The 16,853-nt window shown below is 60.7% G+C and carries 17 protein-coding genes and 1 tRNA gene; 10 read left to right on the top strand and 8 right to left on the bottom strand.

The features are described 5' to 3' along the window. Positions 1–8 precede the first annotated feature (8 nt). The 4 genes from KVU_RS05015 to KVU_RS05000 all read right to left on the bottom strand — a co-directional run bounded on the left by KVU_RS05015 (position 9) and on the right by KVU_RS05000 (position 2,652). Entirely contained in the window at positions 9–602 is a 594-nt protein-coding gene (locus KVU_RS05015; RefSeq protein WP_236953044.1) for a YitT family protein, read from the bottom strand. A gap of 86 nt (positions 603–688) precedes the next feature. Beyond that, positions 689–1,363 carry a YitT family protein gene (locus KVU_RS05010; RefSeq protein ID WP_013384252.1) on the bottom strand — a complete coding sequence of 225 codons (675 nt, stop codon included), beginning with the start codon at positions 1,361–1,363 and terminating at the stop codon, positions 689–691. A 36-nt stretch (positions 1,364–1,399) separates the two neighbouring features. Next, positions 1,400–1,999, bottom strand: coding sequence for an HD domain-containing protein (locus KVU_RS05005; RefSeq protein WP_013384251.1), 600 nt, complete (start codon positions 1,997–1,999; stop codon positions 1,400–1,402). Continuing rightward, on the bottom strand, positions 1,999–2,652 hold the full coding sequence (locus KVU_RS05000) for an alpha/beta hydrolase (RefSeq protein ID WP_013384250.1): 654 nt from the start codon (positions 2,650–2,652) through the stop codon (positions 1,999–2,001). The genes KVU_RS05005 and KVU_RS05000 overlap by 1 nt, the downstream gene beginning before the upstream one ends. A gap of 265 nt (positions 2,653–2,917) precedes the next feature. Here KVU_RS05000 and iscR point away from each other — a divergent pair, with 265 nt between their 5' ends. From iscR to KVU_RS04960, 8 genes are all read left to right on the top strand, one after another. Next, the gene (gene iscR / locus KVU_RS04995) at positions 2,918–3,376 is read left to right on the top strand and encodes a Fe-S cluster assembly transcriptional regulator IscR (protein WP_014537718.1); all 459 of its coding nucleotides are present in this window, start codon (positions 2,918–2,920) and stop codon (positions 3,374–3,376) included. Beyond that, the gene (locus KVU_RS04990) at positions 3,373–4,416 is read left to right on the top strand and encodes a cysteine desulfurase family protein (protein WP_013384248.1); all 1,044 of its coding nucleotides are present in this window, start codon (positions 3,373–3,375) and stop codon (positions 4,414–4,416) included. The genes iscR and KVU_RS04990 overlap by 4 nt, the downstream gene beginning before the upstream one ends. 27 nt (positions 4,417–4,443) lie before the next feature. Further along, on the top strand, positions 4,444–5,949 hold the full coding sequence (gene sufB, locus KVU_RS04985) for a Fe-S cluster assembly protein SufB (protein ID WP_014537717.1): 1,506 nt from the start codon (positions 4,444–4,446) through the stop codon (positions 5,947–5,949). Next, entirely contained in the window at positions 5,949–6,722 is a 774-nt protein-coding gene (locus KVU_RS04980; RefSeq protein ID WP_013384246.1) for an FkbM family methyltransferase, read from the top strand. Before sufB ends, KVU_RS04980 begins: the two co-directional genes overlap by 1 nt. A gap of 54 nt (positions 6,723–6,776) precedes the next feature. Continuing rightward, complete coding sequence (gene sufC / locus KVU_RS04975; protein WP_013384245.1) at positions 6,777–7,529, top strand: Fe-S cluster assembly ATPase SufC; 753 nt, start codon at positions 6,777–6,779, stop codon at positions 7,527–7,529. A 1-nt stretch (position 7,530) separates the two neighbouring features. After that, positions 7,531–8,805, top strand: a complete 1,275-nt coding sequence (locus KVU_RS04970; protein WP_013384244.1) for a SufB/SufD family protein — start codon at positions 7,531–7,533, stop codon at positions 8,803–8,805. Further along, positions 8,805–10,022, top strand: coding sequence for a cysteine desulfurase (locus KVU_RS04965; protein ID WP_014537715.1), 1,218 nt, complete (start codon positions 8,805–8,807; stop codon positions 10,020–10,022). Before KVU_RS04970 ends, KVU_RS04965 begins: the two co-directional genes overlap by 1 nt. Before the next feature lie 56 nt (positions 10,023–10,078). Then, a tRNA-Arg gene (locus KVU_RS04960) sits at positions 10,079–10,155 on the top strand. A 228-nt stretch (positions 10,156–10,383) separates the two neighbouring features. On the opposite strand, the gene KVU_RS04955 is transcribed toward KVU_RS04960, so the two are convergent. The 3 genes from KVU_RS04955 to KVU_RS04945 form a co-directional block, all read right to left on the bottom strand. Beyond that, positions 10,384–10,878 (bottom strand): hypothetical protein, encoded by a 495-nt coding sequence (locus tag KVU_RS04955; protein ID WP_013384241.1) that lies wholly within the window; start codon positions 10,876–10,878, stop codon positions 10,384–10,386. 93 nt (positions 10,879–10,971) lie between these two features. Then, complete coding sequence (locus KVU_RS04950) at positions 10,972–12,066, bottom strand: P1 family peptidase (RefSeq protein ID WP_013384240.1); 1,095 nt, start codon at positions 12,064–12,066, stop codon at positions 10,972–10,974. Positions 12,067–12,169: 103 nt separating this feature from the next. Further along, entirely contained in the window at positions 12,170–12,721 is a 552-nt protein-coding gene (locus KVU_RS04945; RefSeq protein WP_013384239.1) for a cupin domain-containing protein, read from the bottom strand. A 146-nt stretch (positions 12,722–12,867) separates the two neighbouring features. Here KVU_RS04945 and KVU_RS04940 point away from each other — a divergent pair, with 146 nt between their 5' ends. Next, a complete protein-coding gene (locus tag KVU_RS04940; protein WP_014537714.1) occupies positions 12,868–14,238 on the top strand; it encodes an aminotransferase family protein in 1,371 nt (456 codons plus the stop codon). Here KVU_RS04940 and KVU_RS04935 read toward each other — a convergent pair whose 3' ends face one another. Further along, a complete protein-coding gene (locus tag KVU_RS04935; protein ID WP_013384236.1) occupies positions 14,239–15,141 on the bottom strand; it encodes a LysR family transcriptional regulator in 903 nt (300 codons plus the stop codon). 150 nt (positions 15,142–15,291) lie between these two features. Here KVU_RS04935 and KVU_RS04930 point away from each other — a divergent pair, with 150 nt between their 5' ends. After that, the gene (locus KVU_RS04930; RefSeq protein ID WP_013384235.1) at positions 15,292–16,785 is read left to right on the top strand and encodes an ABC transporter substrate-binding protein; all 1,494 of its coding nucleotides are present in this window, start codon (positions 15,292–15,294) and stop codon (positions 16,783–16,785) included. Positions 16,786–16,853: the final 68 nt, after the last annotated feature.

Raw genomic sequence — 16,853 nt, 5'->3', positions numbered from 1 at the left:
CTGCGGTTTCAGCCCGCGATATACCAATCTTTGCGATGATTGAAGGCAAGGACGAATGACAAAATAAAGGTGCCGACAAAGGAAAACGCGACTTGCGGGAAAGGCAGTAAGAAAAGTGCCACAATGAATATGACAGCATCCATGCCCATCTGCACCCAGCCCGCTTTGATCCCCCAGCGTTCCTGCGCCATCACCGCCAGCATCGATGTGCCGCCAAGGCTTGATCCGTGGCGGAACAGGCCAAGGATACCGACCCCCGCCACGATGCCAAAGACGACCGCCGCCAGCAGGGGATCAATCGCAGTGATGGTGATGTAATCCTGTGCGACCGCCGTCAGCAGGGACACGGCGCCGACGCTGATGATGCCTTTCAGCGTAAAGGACCAGCCGCGTGTGAACAGGGCAATGGCGTAAAACGGCACGTTGACCCAGAAAAACACCGCGCCGAATGACCAATGCGTCACATAGCTGAGCAGCAAGGCGATCCCTGCGGTGCCGCCGGTGATCAGCCCCGCCGCGCGCAGCAGGAAAATGCCCGTCGCGGCCCCGATCGAGCCGATGGCCAACCCCTGAATATCTTCGAAAAGCGTATAGCGGCGCATGATCATCCCATCCCCGACCTATGGGCCCAGTAAATCACTGTCGGGCCTCAGGTCAATATGGTCAGTACCGCTTACCTAAAATAAAGTCAAAAGCCGATATAGCGATCGCGGCGATGATTTACAGCGATGACGAAATTCAGCACCACCGCGCCGATAAAGCTATAGATCACCAGATGCAGTGGCATCACGATCAGCGCGACGACGAACAGCGCGCTATCGAATGCCATCTGGATGTGACCGGCGCGGAACCGCGTGTGTTCTTGCAAATAGACCGCCAGAATGCCGATGCCGCCCAGGCTCGCACCATGGCGAAACAGCGCCAGCAGCGCCGATCCCGCGATAAAGCCATAGATGACCGCACCAAACAGCGGGTTCAGCAGATCGAAGCTTACCCAATCGCGCATCAAAATGCTAAGGGCCGACAGCAATGAGACCGAAATCAGCGTCTTGACCATGAACCGCAGGCCCATGCGCTTATAGCCAATCCAGTAAAAGGGCAGGTTGATCACAAAGAACACCACCCCGAACGACCAGCCGCTGACATAAGAGATCAGCACTGCCAGCCCCGCCATTTGCCCGGTGATGAACCCCAGCGATGTCAGGATCACCATCCCGAACGCCGCCATCACCGTGCCAAAGGCAATGCCCTGCGCGTCATCGAACAGGGAATGGGGGCTGGCTTTGTCGGACATGGGGGCCTCGGTCAGGGACGTGTTTGCGCCATTCAGCGCAGGCGCGCGGCGGATGCAAGGGGCGGCCATGAAAAAGGGGCACCGGATCAGCGGTGCCCCTAAATTTTAAGCTTTCCCGTGGGATACGAACCACGGCTTGACATGTTCGCGCACCGCTTGCCACAAAGCGGGCAGGCCCCGCGCGACTTTGACGCCGACCCGTTCCTCGAGCTGGTCAAAGCTGACGTCATATTCGCGCCACGATCCGCCGCCGCCGGCATGGTTCAGCAGCACCGGCTGCACCCGATCAAGTGCGCGGGCATAAAGCGCGGTTGGCGTGACGCCCCCCTCGAACTCCAGCCAGATCGCTAGCATCTGTTCGGCTTGGCCCTCGGGCAGCAGGCCGAACAGACGCGCGGCGGCGCGTTCCTCGGCCTCTTTCACGGCGGCGCTGGAATGGGCGCTGCCGCCTTGGGCGTGGATCGGCACATCGCCGACATCGATCTCGACCAGATCATGCAGCAACAGCATGGTGATGGCGCGGGCAATATCGACGCCTTCGCCCGCCTGATCTTGCAAGATCAGCGCATAAAGCGCGACCGACCAGCTATGCTCGGCCGAGTTTTCGCGCCGCGACTGGTCGGGCAGTGCCGTCGCACGATAGACGGATTTCAGCTTTTCCGCCTCACGCAGAAAACCCAGTTGCTGCGCAAGGCGGTCGGTCATTAGCGGGTGCCCTCGGTCAGGCGGCGTTTGACATAGGAATTCACCGAACCCGTCAGCGTATCCATATGGGTATCTTCAAAGAAGTGGCCCGCACCCTCGACAACTTCGTGGGTGATGGTGATGCCCTTTTGTTCGTGCAGTTTGCGCACCAGTGCCGATGTATCAGCCGGGGGCGCAACGCGGTCGGCGGCACCGTTAATGATCAGGCCGGACGCCGGGCAGGGCGCCAGGAAGCTGAAATCATACATATTCGCAGGCGGCGCGACCGAGACAAAGCCAGTGATCTCGGGGCGGCGCATCAGCAACTGCATCCCGATCCACGCGCCAAAGCTGAAACCAGCGACCCAGCAATGTTTGGCGTTGGTGTTCATCGATTGCAGGTAATCCAGCGCCGCTGCCGCATCCGACAGCTCGCCAATGCCCTGATCGTATTCGCCCTGGCTGCGCCCGACGCCGCGGAAGTTGAACCGCAAAACGGTAAAGCCCATGTTATAAAAGGCGTAGTGCAGATTATAGACGACACGGTTGTTCATCGTCCCGCCGAATTGCGGATGCGGGTGTAGCACGATGGCTATGGGCGCATCCCGGTCCTTCTGAGGGTGGTAGCGTCCCTCGATACGGCCTTCGGGTCCGGGAAAAATCACTTCAGGCATCGTTACCCCTATCTTCGTCGTGTTACGTCTAAACTGCCGGGCAATTCTTGACGAATTTGCATAGGCAGTTTAGAATGATTCAAAATCCGCTAGACCCGGCAGCGTCATCAGGACATGGGGCCAGCACTGTCATACGCCAATGCGTAGCGCCAGTGCAAACCCCGCTGTTGCAGCCACTTCGGCAAAGCGGGCGGTTGGCGCTCAAGTAATCAGGCGCCGCCCCAAGGTCAATGGATGTGGTCATTTCAGCGGTTGGACGCAAGGCATGAAGCTTTCGACAAAAGGACGTTACGCCATGGTGGCGCTGGTGGATCTGGCTTTGCAGCCAGAAAGTGCACTGGTGAACCTTGGCGAGATTTCAAAGCGGCAGGATATCTCACTGCCGTATCTCGAGCAGCTTTTCGTGAAGCTGCGCCGGGCGGATCTGGTGGAATCCGCGCGCGGGCCGGGCGGCGGCTATAAGCTGGCGCGTCCGATGGATCAGATCTCGGTTGCCGATATCCTCGAGGCGGTCGATGAAACCGTCAGCGCTATGCACAAAGGCGCGGGCGTGTCGGGCGGATTGTCCGGCTCGCGCGCGCAATCGCTGACCAACCGTTTGTGGGAAGGGCTATCGGCGCAGGTCTATGTGTTTTTGCACCAGACCAAACTGTCGGATATTGTGAAAAACCGACTGGCCCCGTGCCCTGCGGTGCCGTCTTTGTTCGAGATTATTGACCAATGAGCCGTATCTATCTGGACTATAACGCAACAGCCCCCCTGCGTCCCGAGGCGCGGGCGGCGGCGATTGCGGCGATGGATGCGGTGGGAAACCCGTCCTCGGTCCATATGGAGGGTCGTGCCGCCAAAACGATCATGGAGCGCGCGCGTGCCCAGATTGCCGAGGCGATTGGCGCGATGAATGCGGATATTATCTTTACCTCGGGCGCGACCGAAGCCTCGAGCCTTGCGCTGGCCGGTCGCAATCTGCAAGCCGCCGCGATCGAGCACGAGGCGGTGCTGGCTTGGACATCTTCCGATCTGCCGGTGGATGCGAATGGCCTTGTCACGGTGACTGACCCCGCCAGCAGCACGCTGCAACTGGCGAATTCGGAAACCGGCGTGGTGCAGAACCTGCCCGGTGGCTTGGCCGTGATCGACGCCACCCAAGGGTTCGGACGCATTCCTTTTGCCTTTGAATGGTCGGGCGCGCGCGCCGCGATCATCTCGGCGCATAAGCTGGGCGGCCTGAAGGGCGTCGGTGCGCTGATCATTCCGCAGGGCACCGATGTTGCGGCGCAACTGCTGGGCGGCGGGCAGGAGATGGGGCGGCGCTCGGGCACCGAGAACATCACCGGCATCGCCGCATTTGGCGCGGCGGCGGCGGCGGCGGCGCATGATTTGAATACCGGGCGTTGGGATGAGATTGCGGAGCTTCGCGATCTGCTGGAACAGACCATTCTGGACGGCAGCCCCGGCACACAAATCGCGGGTAGGGGCGCCGCGCGCCTGCCCAATACCACCAGCCTGATCACCCCCGGCTGGAAGGGCGAAACGCAGGTCATGGCGATGGATCTGGCAGGATTTGCGATCTCGGCAGGCTCGGCCTGTTCCTCGGGCAAGGTGCGCACCAGCAAGGTGCTGGCGGCGATGGGATATGATGCGGATGCGGCGGCCTCGGTCATGCGCGTCTCGCTGACATTGGATACGACACGCGATCAGGTGCTGCGGTTTGCTGCGGCCTGGATTGCGAAAAGCGTCAAACACCGCCAAAAGGCGGCTTGAGCGGCGCGGGATTATGAAAAGGACGGGATGATGGAAGACCTACAGGTAAAGGAAGGCGTGGACGAGGCAACCGTAGCCGCCGTTCAGCAGCTTTCGGGCACATATAAACACGGTTGGGAAACCGATATTGAAACCGATTACGCGCCCAAGGGTCTCAATGAGGACATCGTGCGCCTGATCTCGGACAATAACGGCGAGCCGCAGTGGATGCTGGACTGGCGTCTGCAGGCCTTTGCGCGCTGGCAAAAGTTGGAAAGCCCGACCTGGCCGATGCTGACCCTGCCTGTCATCGACTTTCAGGACCAGTATTACTATGCCCGCCCCAAAAGCATGGCCGTCAAACCCAAAAGCCTGGACGAGGTCGACCCCAAGCTGCTGGCGACCTATGAAAAGCTGGGCATCCCGCTGAAAGAGCAGATGCTGCTGGCCGGTGTCGAGGGTGCGGCCGAAGAACGCAAAGTCGCTGTGGATGCGGTGTTCGATTCCGTGTCTGTGGGCACCACGTTCAAGGACGAGCTGGCAAAAGCCGGCGTGATCTTCTGCTCGATCTCTGAGGCGATCCGCGAACACCCTGAACTGGTCAAGAAATACCTGGGCACGGTCGTTCCGGTGTCGGACAATTTCTATGCCACGCTGAACTCGGCCGTCTTCTCGGATGGGTCTTTCGTCTATGTGCCGCCGGGCGTCCGTTGCCCGATGGAGCTGTCGACCTATTTCCGCATCAACGCGGAAAACACCGGCCAGTTCGAACGCACCCTGATCATCGCCGACAAGGGCAGCTATGTCAGCTATCTCGAGGGGTGCACCGCACCGCAACGTGATATCGCGCAACTGCACGCCGCTGTGGTCGAGATCATCGTCGAAGAAGATGCCGAAGTGAAATATTCCACCGTGCAAAACTGGTATCCGGGCGATGCCGAGGGCAAGGGCGGTATCTATAACTTTGTGACCAAGCGCGCCGATTGCCGCGGCGACCGCGCCAAGGTGATGTGGACCCAAGTGGAAACCGGATCGGCCATCACCTGGAAATACCCCTCGTGCATCCTGCGCGGTGACGACAGCCAAGGCGAATTCTATTCGATCGCCATCGCCAACAACGCCCAGCAGGCCGATACCGGCACCAAGATGATCCACCTTGGCAAGAACACCAAGTCGCGGATCGTCTCGAAAGGGATCTCGGCGGGCCGCGCGCAGAACACCTATCGCGGTCTTGTCTCGATGCACCCAAAGGCACAGAACAGCCGCAACTATACGCAATGCGACAGCCTGCTGATCGGTGATCAATGCGGCGCGCATACCGTGCCTTATATCGAAGTGCGAAACAATTCCTCGCGCGTGGAACACGAGGCGACCACCAGCAAGGTGGATGACGATCAGATGTTCTATTGCCGCTCGCGCGGGATGGACGAAGAACAGGCCGTCGCGGTGATCGTGAACGGTTTCGTCAAGGACGTGCTGCAAGCGCTGCCGATGGAATTCGCGATGGAAGCGCAAGCTTTGGTCGCGATCAGCCTCGAAGGTTCGGTCGGCTAATGGACGGCCCGCTGACCTTGCCCCAGCCCGAGACGACGGGCGCAGATTACTTTGACCTTGCTGCCGCGCAAAACGCGCGCGCGGCGGGCGAGGTGCTGCACTTCCCGCCGTTCGAGCTGGCGCATTGGGGCGGGCTGACCTTTTGCCTGAACTATCACAACGACCCGATCCAGCGCGCTTTGCGCGCCGGGACGTTCTATGAAGCCGATGTATTGGCCGAGGTGCTGCGCCATCTGCCCGAGGGCGCGCATATTCTGGATGTGGGCGCGAATATCGGCAATCACGCGCTGTTCTTTGCCACCCGCGCCAAAGCCGCGCGTGTCGTGGTGATCGAGCCGAACCCGCTGGCAATGGCGCCGCTGTTCGCCAATGTGATCGTGAACGGGCTCGAGGAGGTCATTGACCTCGACTACCTGGGGATCGGGCTGTCGGATGAGGACGCCGGCGGCTTTGCCATGCACCGCCACGACCGCAACCTTGGCGCGACGAAAATGCGCAAGGGTGGCGGTGATCTGCAGGTGCGGCGCGGCGATGATCTGTTTGGCGATCAGGTCTTTCACTTTGTAAAGATCGACACGGAAGGCATGGAAATAAAAGTGCTTTCCGGGATTTCTGAAATGGTTGATCGCTGTCAGCCCACGATTTTGGTCGAGGTGTTCCACGGCCATATTCCCGCGCTGATGAACTGGATGGATAGCCATCGCTATCAGCCCGTCGCCGATTGGCCCGTCGCCACCGATACATCGAATTACCTATTGCAGCCGCTTGGCTAATACCGAAAATCTCCTGTGCGCCAAGGCGGCAGGACAGACCAGATGGAAGACAAAATGCTGACGATCAAGAACCTGCATGTAAAGCTGGAAGAGGAAGACAAGGCGATCCTGAAAGGGGTCGATCTGGTGATCAAACCCGGCGAAGTGCATGCCATCATGGGCCCGAACGGTTCGGGTAAATCGACCACCTCTTATGTGCTGGCGGGCCGCGACGGCTATGAAGTGACCGACGGCGAAGTCGAGTTCGAGGGCGAGAACCTGCTGGAGATGGAACCCGAGGAACGCGCCGCCGCTGGCGTCTTTCTGGCCTTCCAATACCCGGTCGAGATCCCCGGCGTCGGCAATCTGACCTTCCTGCGCACCGCGCTGAACGCACAGCGCAAATCGCGCGGCGAAGAGGAACTTTCGGCCGCCGATTTCCTGAAACTGGTGCGCGCCCGTGCCGCCAGCCTCAAGATCGACGCTGAAATGCTGAAGCGTCCGGTCAACGTCGGCTTTTCGGGCGGCGAGAAAAAGCGCAACGAAATCCTGCAGATGGCCATGCTCGAGCCCAAGCTGTGCATTCTGGACGAGACGGATTCCGGCCTTGACGTTGACGCGATGAAGCTGGTGGCCGAGGGCGTGAATGCGCTGCGCTCGCCCGAGCGGTCGTTCCTTGTCATCACCCACTATCAGCGCCTGCTGGATCACATCAAACCCGATGTTGTCCATATCATGGCCAATGGCCGCATCGTGAAATCGGGCGGGCCGGAACTGGCGCTGGAAGTCGAGAATAACGGCTACGGCGACCTGCTGGCGGGGGTGTAAGATGGGTTTGCCGAAGATCAAGGCTGATACCACCACCGCGCTTTTGGCCAATCTGGTGCTGCCCAAAGGCGCGCCTTGGGCAGATGCCGTGCGCGCCGCCGCGCTCGCGCGGGTCGAGACGGATGGTCTGCCGTTCCGCCGCGACGAATACTGGCGTTATTCCAACCCCGAGGGGCTGACCGCCAGCGCACCCGCAACTGTTGCGCCCGCGACCGAGGATGACGCCTTTGCCGCGCGCGAGGTGCTGACCATTACGTTTGTCGATGGTGTCCTGGACACCAGCCTGTCGGATCTGCCCGCGCTGGAAGGCGTCGAAGTGGATACGCTGGCGACCGCACTATCCGAAGATGCCCATTGGGCCAAGGACTTGTTCGGCACTCTTGAAGCAAAAGGTCAGGTTCCAGTGCAGCGCCCGCTGGCGGCGCTGAACACGGCTTTTGCCTATAGCGGCCTTGTCCTGCGCGTCAAAGCCGTGGTCGAGACGCCGATCAAGATCATTTACCGTCAAAGCGCGACGGCCGCAGATGCATTCGTGCGTCACCTGATCTGGCTGGAAGAAGGTGCAGGCCTGACCCTGCTAGAGGTCGGCACCGGCGCCGCGCGTTTCAATTCGGTCACCGAGGTTGAAGTAGCCGACCACGCCGCCTTCCACCACATCCGCACCCAGGGCCGCACCGCTGATCGCCAACTTGCCACCCATATGTTCGCGCATCTAGGGCAAGAGTCGCTGTTCAAAAGCTTTACCCTTGCCGTTGACGGTCGTTTCACCCGCAATGAATGCGTGATCGAGATGACCGGCGACGATACCTCGGCGCATGTTGCGGGCGTCGCGGTCGGCGAGGGGCGTGACTTCCTGCATGATGACACGATCTTCATCACGCATGATGCGGTGAATTGCGAAAGCCGTCAGGTCTTTAAAAAGGTGCTGCGCAATGCGGCCACCGGCGTTTTCCAAGGCAAAATCCTGGTGAAACCCGGCGCGCAAAAGACCGACGGCTATCAGATCAGCCAGTCGTTGCTGCTGGACGAGGATGCCAATTTCCTTGCCAAGCCGGAACTCGAAATCTACGCCGATGACGTGGCCTGTTCGCATGGCTCGACCTCGGGTGCGATTGACGACACCGCTTTGTTCTATCTGCGTTCGCGCGGGGTGCCCCATGCGCAGGCGATTGACCTGCTGGTGCTGGCCTTCCTTGCCGAAGCGCTGGACGAAATCGCGGACGAGGATCTGGCCGACGATCTGCGCGAGCAACTGACGATCTGGTTGAAGCGCTGATGTTCGACATTGCAAAGGTCCGTGCGGATTTCCCGATCCTTGCGCGCGAAGTGAACGGCAAGCCGCTTGTCTACCTGGACAACGGCGCCTCGGCGCAAAAGCCGCAGGTGGTGATCGACGCGATCACCACCGCCTATTCCCATGAATATGCAAATGTTCACCGCGGCTTGCACTACCTTTCTAATGTTGCAACTGAAAAGTATGAGGGGGTGCGCGGGATCATCGCGCGCTTTTTGAACGCCGCGCGGGCGGATGATATCGTCTTTACCTCTGGCTCGACCGAGGGGATCAATCTGGTCGCCTATGGTTGGGCCATGCCCCGCCTGCAAGCGGGGGACGAGATTGTTCTGACCGTCGCCGAACACCACGCCAATATTGTGCCATGGCATTTCCTGCGCGAGCGCCAAGGCGTCGTGCTGAAATGGGTCGAGGTCGGCGCGGATGGTGCGATCGACCCGCAGGCGATCATCGACGCTATCGGCCCGCGCACGAAACTGGTGGCGGTCACGCATTGCTCGAACGTGCTGGGCACGATTGTCGATGTGAAAGCCGTGGCGGCCGGCGCCCATGCCAAAGGCGTGCCGGTGATGGTCGATGGCAGCCAAGGCGCTGTGCATCTGCCGGTCGATGTGCAGGATCTGGGCGTCGATTTCTATGCGATTACAGGGCATAAGCTGTACGGCCCCTCCGGCTCTGGCGCGATCTATATCCACCCTGACCGTCAGGCCGAGATGCGTCCCTTTATGGGCGGCGGCGATATGATCGATACGGTAACGCGCGATCGCATCACCTATGCCGCGCCGCCCATGCGGTTCGAGGCGGGCACCCCCGGCATCGTCCAGACCATCGGCCTTGGCGTCGCGCTGGACTATATGATGGCGCTTAGCATGGAAAACATCGCCGCGCACGAGGCGGATCTGGCGCATTACGCCGCCATTCGCCTGGCGCAGCTGGATTTCATCGAAGTGCAGGGCACGCGTCCGGACAAGGCGGCGATCTTTTCGCTAACGATGAAAGGCGCGCATCCGCATGACATCTCGACCGTTTTGGATAAACGCGGCATCGCTGTGCGGGCAGGGACGCATTGCGCGCAACCGCTGCTGGACAGCTTTGGCCTGACCGCCAGTTGTCGCGCCTCTTTCGCGGTTTACAATACCCGCGCCGAGGTCGACGCCCTGATCGACGCGCTGCATCTGTGCCACGATCTATTTGCGTAACGGCAGATGAATGATTGGTTGCAGGCCGTTGGGCCTGCGACTATAGCTAACCCCAAGCACCCGTAGCTCAGCTGGATAGAGTGTCGCCCTCCGAAGGCGAAGGTCACAGGTTCGAATCCTGTCGGGTGCACCAATCATCAAGATATTTTAATATAAGTACCTGATATTTTAGGGCTTATTTTTTGATCTGGAACTTTGCTGTTCGGTCGATGTTCCCATGAAGATCCGCCGCCGCTCTGCTTTCCGACTGTAGTGATCTATTCCCGACAGGGATTCATGGCCAGTCCACGCGCCGATCTGGCGGGTTGTAGCGCCGTTTTCCGAAAGCGACGTGTCCCGCGCTTCACGCAGGCCGCGCCCTCTATCGCGTCATCTCGACCGGTCTCTCGGCAATCTGTGCCGTGGCGGGGTCATAGCGATAGGCGATTGCAGCGCTTTCATCTTCCAGATCGCCAAGAGTAAAGACCGGCAACCCGTTTTCGACCACGTAATCGCCTTCCTCGGCGCAGGTGCCGAATTCGCCGCTGCTGCGCAGGATGCCGTCCGCATATGTGATCCAGGCAAACATAACAGGGCAGGCATTGCCACCTGTATACATTTCCAGCAGCGCGCTATCGCCCTCGACCACCAGCACGCGGGGCAGATATTGGCTTGCCAGCAGCACCTCTTGATCGCTGCCCGCATGGGCGAAGAGGCCAAAGCCCTCGACGGTGTTTTCGGTGATCTCGACCGCGCCCGCAGGCAGGTTCACATAGACGGTGCTGCCCGGCTCGGGGAAGGGATCGGTGCTGACCAAGGGCGCAGCCGCGCTAGCGACGGGCAGGGTCAGGGCGGCGATCAGGATGAATTTGCGCATGGAGCCTCGCATAAATTGGGTGTTTTGCCAATTCTGTCAAAGCTTTCGCGCTATGCCTAGCGCGGCGCCGCCCCATGCGCGGTTTATGGCCGCTTACAGCGGTGTGCTATGGGCGATATCGCGATAGGCGGGGATGTCTGGGTCGGTCAGGCTTTCGGCGGCCATGACCGCGCGGACAATCGCATGTGACATGACCACAGCGCCAATTGTCCCGATCGCGGTCACACTGGCGGTCACGCCATCCGATTTGCCGGTCGAGAGGCCGAAAATCGTATCGCCGTCCGACATCGTGTGGATCGGGCTGATCGCACGGGCAAAGCCGTCATGCGCCATTTCGGCGATCTTTGTCATCTCGGTCTTGGTAAAGGGTGCGTTGGTCACGACCGCACCGATCGTGGTATTCTGCCCGCTAGAGGTGATGACGTTATGACCGGCCAGGATCTGCTGCTCGGTATTGCGGAAGGCGCTGCGGTCCTCGGTCAAGGCACCGGCAACGATTTGGCCGGTGCGCGGGTCGATCACATCGCCAACCGCGTTTACCGCAACAATCGCCGCCACGACAATATTGGTGCCAGGTACGGTATAGCTGGCCGTGCCGAGGCCGCCTTTCATCGAAGATCCGCGGAACATCTTGCCGATGGTCGCACCCGCGCCTGCGCCCACATTGCCATTGGCCGAAGGCTGATCGGTGGCCGCATCGCAAGCCGCATAGCCCGCCGCCGCATCCGGCCGGATCGCGAAATCGCCAACACCCAGGTCGAACAGGATCGCAGCCGGCACAATCGGCACCACGCCGCGCCCGACGTTATGGCCCATGCCGCGTTCCTCAAGCCAGCGCATGACGCCGCCCGCCGCATCGAGGCCGTACGCCGAGCCGCCCGACAGCAGGATCGCATTGACCGTATCCACCATATTGGTTGGATTAAGCAGATCCGTCTCGCGCGTGCCGGGGGCCGAGCCGCGCACGTCGACACCGGCGCGGGCGCCTTCCTCGCACAGGATGACCGAACAGCCGGTGGGGCGACCCTCCATCAGCGCGTGACCCAGTTTGATGCCCGGTACATCGGTGATGCAGCCCGCCATCAGCGACGGCAAACTGTCTTGCGCGCTGGCCGAGGTGCTGTGCAGCATCGTGGCACCTGCAGCGCCAAGGCCGACCATTGCGGCGCCAAAACTTCTGCGATCCATATCCAATTCCCTGTTTTGATTTGATTATGGCGTCAGATGATCACGTAAGGTCAGATCATAACAGATCACAATCCGGTATCACAGTGACACGAAAATCGTGACACTAGAACGTCGGTGGCGTGCAGGCGCTGACCACTTCGCAGGGCTGCGCGCCGGGATTGCGAAAGCGGTGTGGCAAGGTGCTGTCAAAGGCATAGGCGTCACCGGGGCCGAGCAGTTTCTTTTGCCCGTCGACAGTGACCTCTAGCCGGCCGTACAGGATGATCCCGACTTCTTCGCCCGCATGGGTCAGGGGGACTTTGCCGGTATCGGCGCCGGGCTGATACACCTCGCGCAGCATCTGCAGGGCGCGGCCTGCGCCGCCGTCACCGACCTGCCGGAACGATATCTTGCCGCGCCCGATCTCGCGCAGCTCTTCGGCGGCAAAGAACACCTGCCGCTGCGCTTCGGGGTCAAAGGCAAAGAATTCCGCCATGCCGATCGGCAGCCCGTCCAGAATGCGTTTCAGCGACCCGACCGAGGGGTTGGCGCGCCCCGATTCAATCAGCGAAATGGTGGAGTTCGGCACGCCCACACGCTTGGCCAGCACGCGCTGCGACAGGCCGCGCGCCATGCGCAGCGCCCGCAGCCTGCCGCCGATATCCAACTGATCCATTGCAGTCCCGCTGTTAGTGTTGTTCGATATATCCAAACACTGCCAGATCACCTGCTGTATTTCAATGGCTTACCCTGATCAGATAAAGGCTTGTTCGCGCCCGTGATCCGTGACGAACTAGCGCCACAAATCCAACAGAGGCAATCATGAGCAACGATCTCTCGCATGTCGTCAGCGCCGACAAGGCGCATGTGTGGCACCACCTGACCCAGCATAAACCCTATGAGGTGGGCGAGCCGCGCATCATCGTCGAGGGGCAGGGCATCCATGTCTGGGACCAGCACGGCACCCGCTTTCTGGACGCTGTGTCGGGTGCGGTGTGGACGGTAAACGTCGGCTATGGCCGCACCGAGATCGGCGATGCCATTCGCGATGCCGTTGTGAAACTGAACTATTTTGCAGGTTCTGCCGGCACGATCCCCGGCGCTTTGTTCGCCGAGCGTCTGATCGAGAAGATGCCCGGCATGAGCCGCGTCTACTATTGCAACTCGGGCTCCGAGGCGAATGAAAAGGCGTTCAAAATGGTCCGCCAGATCGCCCATAAAAAATACGGCGGCAAAAAGACCAAGATCCTGTATCGCGACCGCGACTATCACGGCGGCACTATGGCCACTATGTCGGCGGGCGGGCAGGACCAGCGCAATGAACAATATGGCCCGATGGCGCCCGATTTCATCCGCGTGCCCCATTGCATGGAATATCGCGCGCAATGGGATCTGACGGGCGAGGCCTATGGCAAACGCGCCGCCGCCGCGATCGAGGAAGTCATCCTGCGCGAAGGCCCCGAGACGGTTGGTGCACTGTGCCTCGAGCCGGTGACCGCTGGCGGCGGCGTCATCACCCCGCCCGAAGGCTATTGGGACGCCGTGCAGGCGATCTGCAAGAAATACGACATCCTGCTGCATATCGACGAAGTGGTCTGCGGCATCGGCCGCACGGGTGAATGGTTCGGCTATCAGCACTACGGCATCAAGCCCGATTTCGTGACCATGGCCAAGGGTCTGGCCTCGGGCTATGCGGCGATTGCCTGCTGCGTCACCACCGAAGAGGTGTTCGAGATGTTCAAGGATGATCCGGCGGATATCCTGAACCACTTCCGCGACATCTCGACCTTTGGCGGCTGCACCGCTGGCCCCGCCGCTGCGCTGGTCAATATGGATATTATCGAGCGCGAAGGCCTGCTGGAGAACACCACCAAAATGGGTGCGCGGCTGATCGCCAATCTGAACGCGCTGATGGAAAAGCACGCGGTGATCGGCGATGTACGCGGCAAGGGCCTGTTCTGCGGCGCGGAACTGGTCAGCGACCGCGCGGCGAAAACGCCGGTGACCGAGGCGCAAATGGGCGCGGTCGTCGCCGAATGCGCAAAACAGGGCGTAATTATCGGTGCCTCGAACCGTTCAGTGCCGGGCCTGAACAATGTGCTGTGTTTCGCGCCCGCCCTGATCATCACCGCCGATCAGATTGACGAGCTGACCGCCGCCGTCGATTCCGCGCTGATCCGCGTTTTCGGCTGATCAGGGGTGATGGCGCCGTAAGAACGCCTCGATAAATTCCAGCAACCGTCGCGCCGCCAGACTTTGGTGGCGCGACACCGAATGGCTCAGCTCCAGCAGCGTTTCGATCCGGTCTTTGGGCTGGAAGGGGCGCGCGACAAGGCGGCCGTCGTCAATCTCGCGCTGCACCGCCATTTGCGGCAGGATCAGCACCGCCGCGCCGCGCATGGCGAGTTCCTTTTGCAGCTCCAGCGAGGATGTCGTAAAGCCTGTTTCGCGTGCGTCAATGCCATGCGCCCGCAAACGGGCATCAAAGGCGCGCCGGACACCGAAATTGCGGTCGGGCAGGGCAAGGCGATGGCCCATAATATCGTCGATACCAATCACATCGCGCACGGCCAGCGGGTGGTCGGGGGCCATGATCGGCTCGTGCCGCACGGCCATTTTGAACCGGTTCACGATGCGCCGGTCGATGGGGGCGAACATGGTCATCGCAAGGTCAGTTACGCCCCCCGCCACCGCATCCAGCGCACCTTGCGCCGAGGTGACCGAGACCTCGACGCTGATCGTCGGGTATTTATGCGAGAATTCATACAGCGCAGGCGCAAGGATCGAGCTGAGCGCCGCGCCATTGACATGCACCGAGACATTGCCGCGCCTGAGCCCCTTCAGGTCATCAATGCGCTGCTGCATCACGCGCAGTTCCCGCGAAATCTCGCGCGAGCCTGCGACCAGAACCTCGCCCGCCGCCGTCAGACGCACACCGCGCGGCGTGCGTTCCAGCAAGGTCGCGCCAAATTCATGTTCCAGCTTGTCGATCTGGCGGACAACGGCGGTGGGTGACATGCCCATGAGCTCGGCGGTCTGCCGGATCGAGCCGGAACGGGCCAATTCGTTGAAAAGATCAATCGCGTCGATATCCACGCTGGGCCGTCCAAGTTTAGTGCTACGATTTCCGTTGCACCCTAGACACATTATTTCAGATTTCAAAGCACCGAAAACTGGGATTTACTAGCAGTATCGTCTGGCAAAAAATGCCAACAGGGTCGACATATAAAAATAAAGGAATTCATAATGCCATTCGCACTGCGCCATTTGGCCAAGTCCGTGTCCGTCGCCGCATTATGTGCCGCCGCGCCTTTTGCTGCGCTTGCGGCGGGCGAGGTCACCTTCATCCAGCCGGTCGAGCCGACCGGCCTTGACCCGACCCAAGATTCCCCCGTGGCCGCAGGTCAGGTCACCTGGCAGAACGTGTTCGAAGGTCTGGTGACCATCGACCGCAACGCGGAAATCCAGCCGCAACTGGCTGAAAGCTGGGAGATTTCCGAAGACGGTCTGACCTATACCTTCCACCTGCGCGACGGCGTCACCTATCACAATGGCGCGGCTTTCGACGCCAATGTCGCCAAATTCAGCTTTGACAAGCTGCTGGGGCCGGATTCGACCAATGGTCAAAAGGCGCTTTATGCCGCCGTCACCAGCGTCGATGTTGTCGATGACAGCACGCTGACCATGACGCTGTCGGCGCCGAACTCGGACCTGCTCTATTGGCTGGGCTTTCCGGCGGCTGTGATTGTCGAGCCGACCTCGGCTGCGACCAATGCCACCGCACCTGTGGGCACCGGCCCGTTCAAGGTGGATGAATGGCGCATGGGCGACCGCGTGATCATGTCGGCTTTTGACGGCTATTGGGGTGGGCGGCCTGCGCTCGATACCGTGACCGCGCGCTTTATCGCCGATCCGCAGGCGCAGGTTGCGGCGCTGCGTTCGGGTCAGGCCAATGTCATTGCCGAGCTTGGCGCGCCCGAGCTGTTTGCCCAATTCACCAGCGACGCCAATTTCACCGCCCATGCCGGCGCAGGCGAGATGGAAGTTGTCGCAGGCATGAACAACGCCCGTCCGCCCTTTGACGACGCCCGCGTCCGTCAGGCGCTGATGATGTCGATTGATCGCAGCGCATTGGTCGAGGTTGTGACCTCGGGCCTTGGCACGCCGATCGGTGCGCATTTCTCGCCCGCCAGCCCGTTTTATGAGGATCTGACCGGTGTATACACCTATGATCCCGAAGGCGCCAAGGCGCTGCTGGCCGAGGCCGGCTATGGCGACGGCTTCACCTTTACCTTTACCGTGCCGAACCGCACCTATGCGCAGCGCTCGGCTGAAATCATGCAGGCCTTCTTCCAGCAGGTTGGCGTTACCGCCAATATCGAAATCGCTGATTTCCCCTCGGCTTGGGTGACGCAGGTGATGACCGGCCGCGATTTTGACATGACCATCATCGGCCATGCCGAGCCGCTGGATATCAATATCTACGCCCGCCATCCTTATTACTTCAACTATGAGGATGCCAATTTCGACGCGACCATCGCCGCCATATCAGCCGCCACCACGCCCGAGGCCCGTGCCGAAGGCTATCAGGCCGCGCAGGAAATCATCGCCAGCACTGTGCCTGCGCTGTTCCTGTATTCCAACCCCAAACTGGGTGTCTGGAGCGCGGGTCTGGAAGGCGTATGGGAAAATGGTCCCGTGCCGTCGAACGACATGACCGACGTCCGCTGGGCGGAATAACCCAATAGGGGCGGGCGTTTAGCCCGCCCAATCCCGCCGCGGCCAAGGCCTGCGGCAAGACTGAAAGT

It is taken from the genome of Ketogulonicigenium vulgare WSH-001, assembly GCF_000223375.1.
In the GTDB taxonomy this organism is placed as follows: Bacteria; Pseudomonadota; Alphaproteobacteria; order Rhodobacterales; family Rhodobacteraceae; genus Ketogulonicigenium; species Ketogulonicigenium vulgare.
This window is presented reverse-complemented; position numbering and strand designations above follow the sequence as displayed.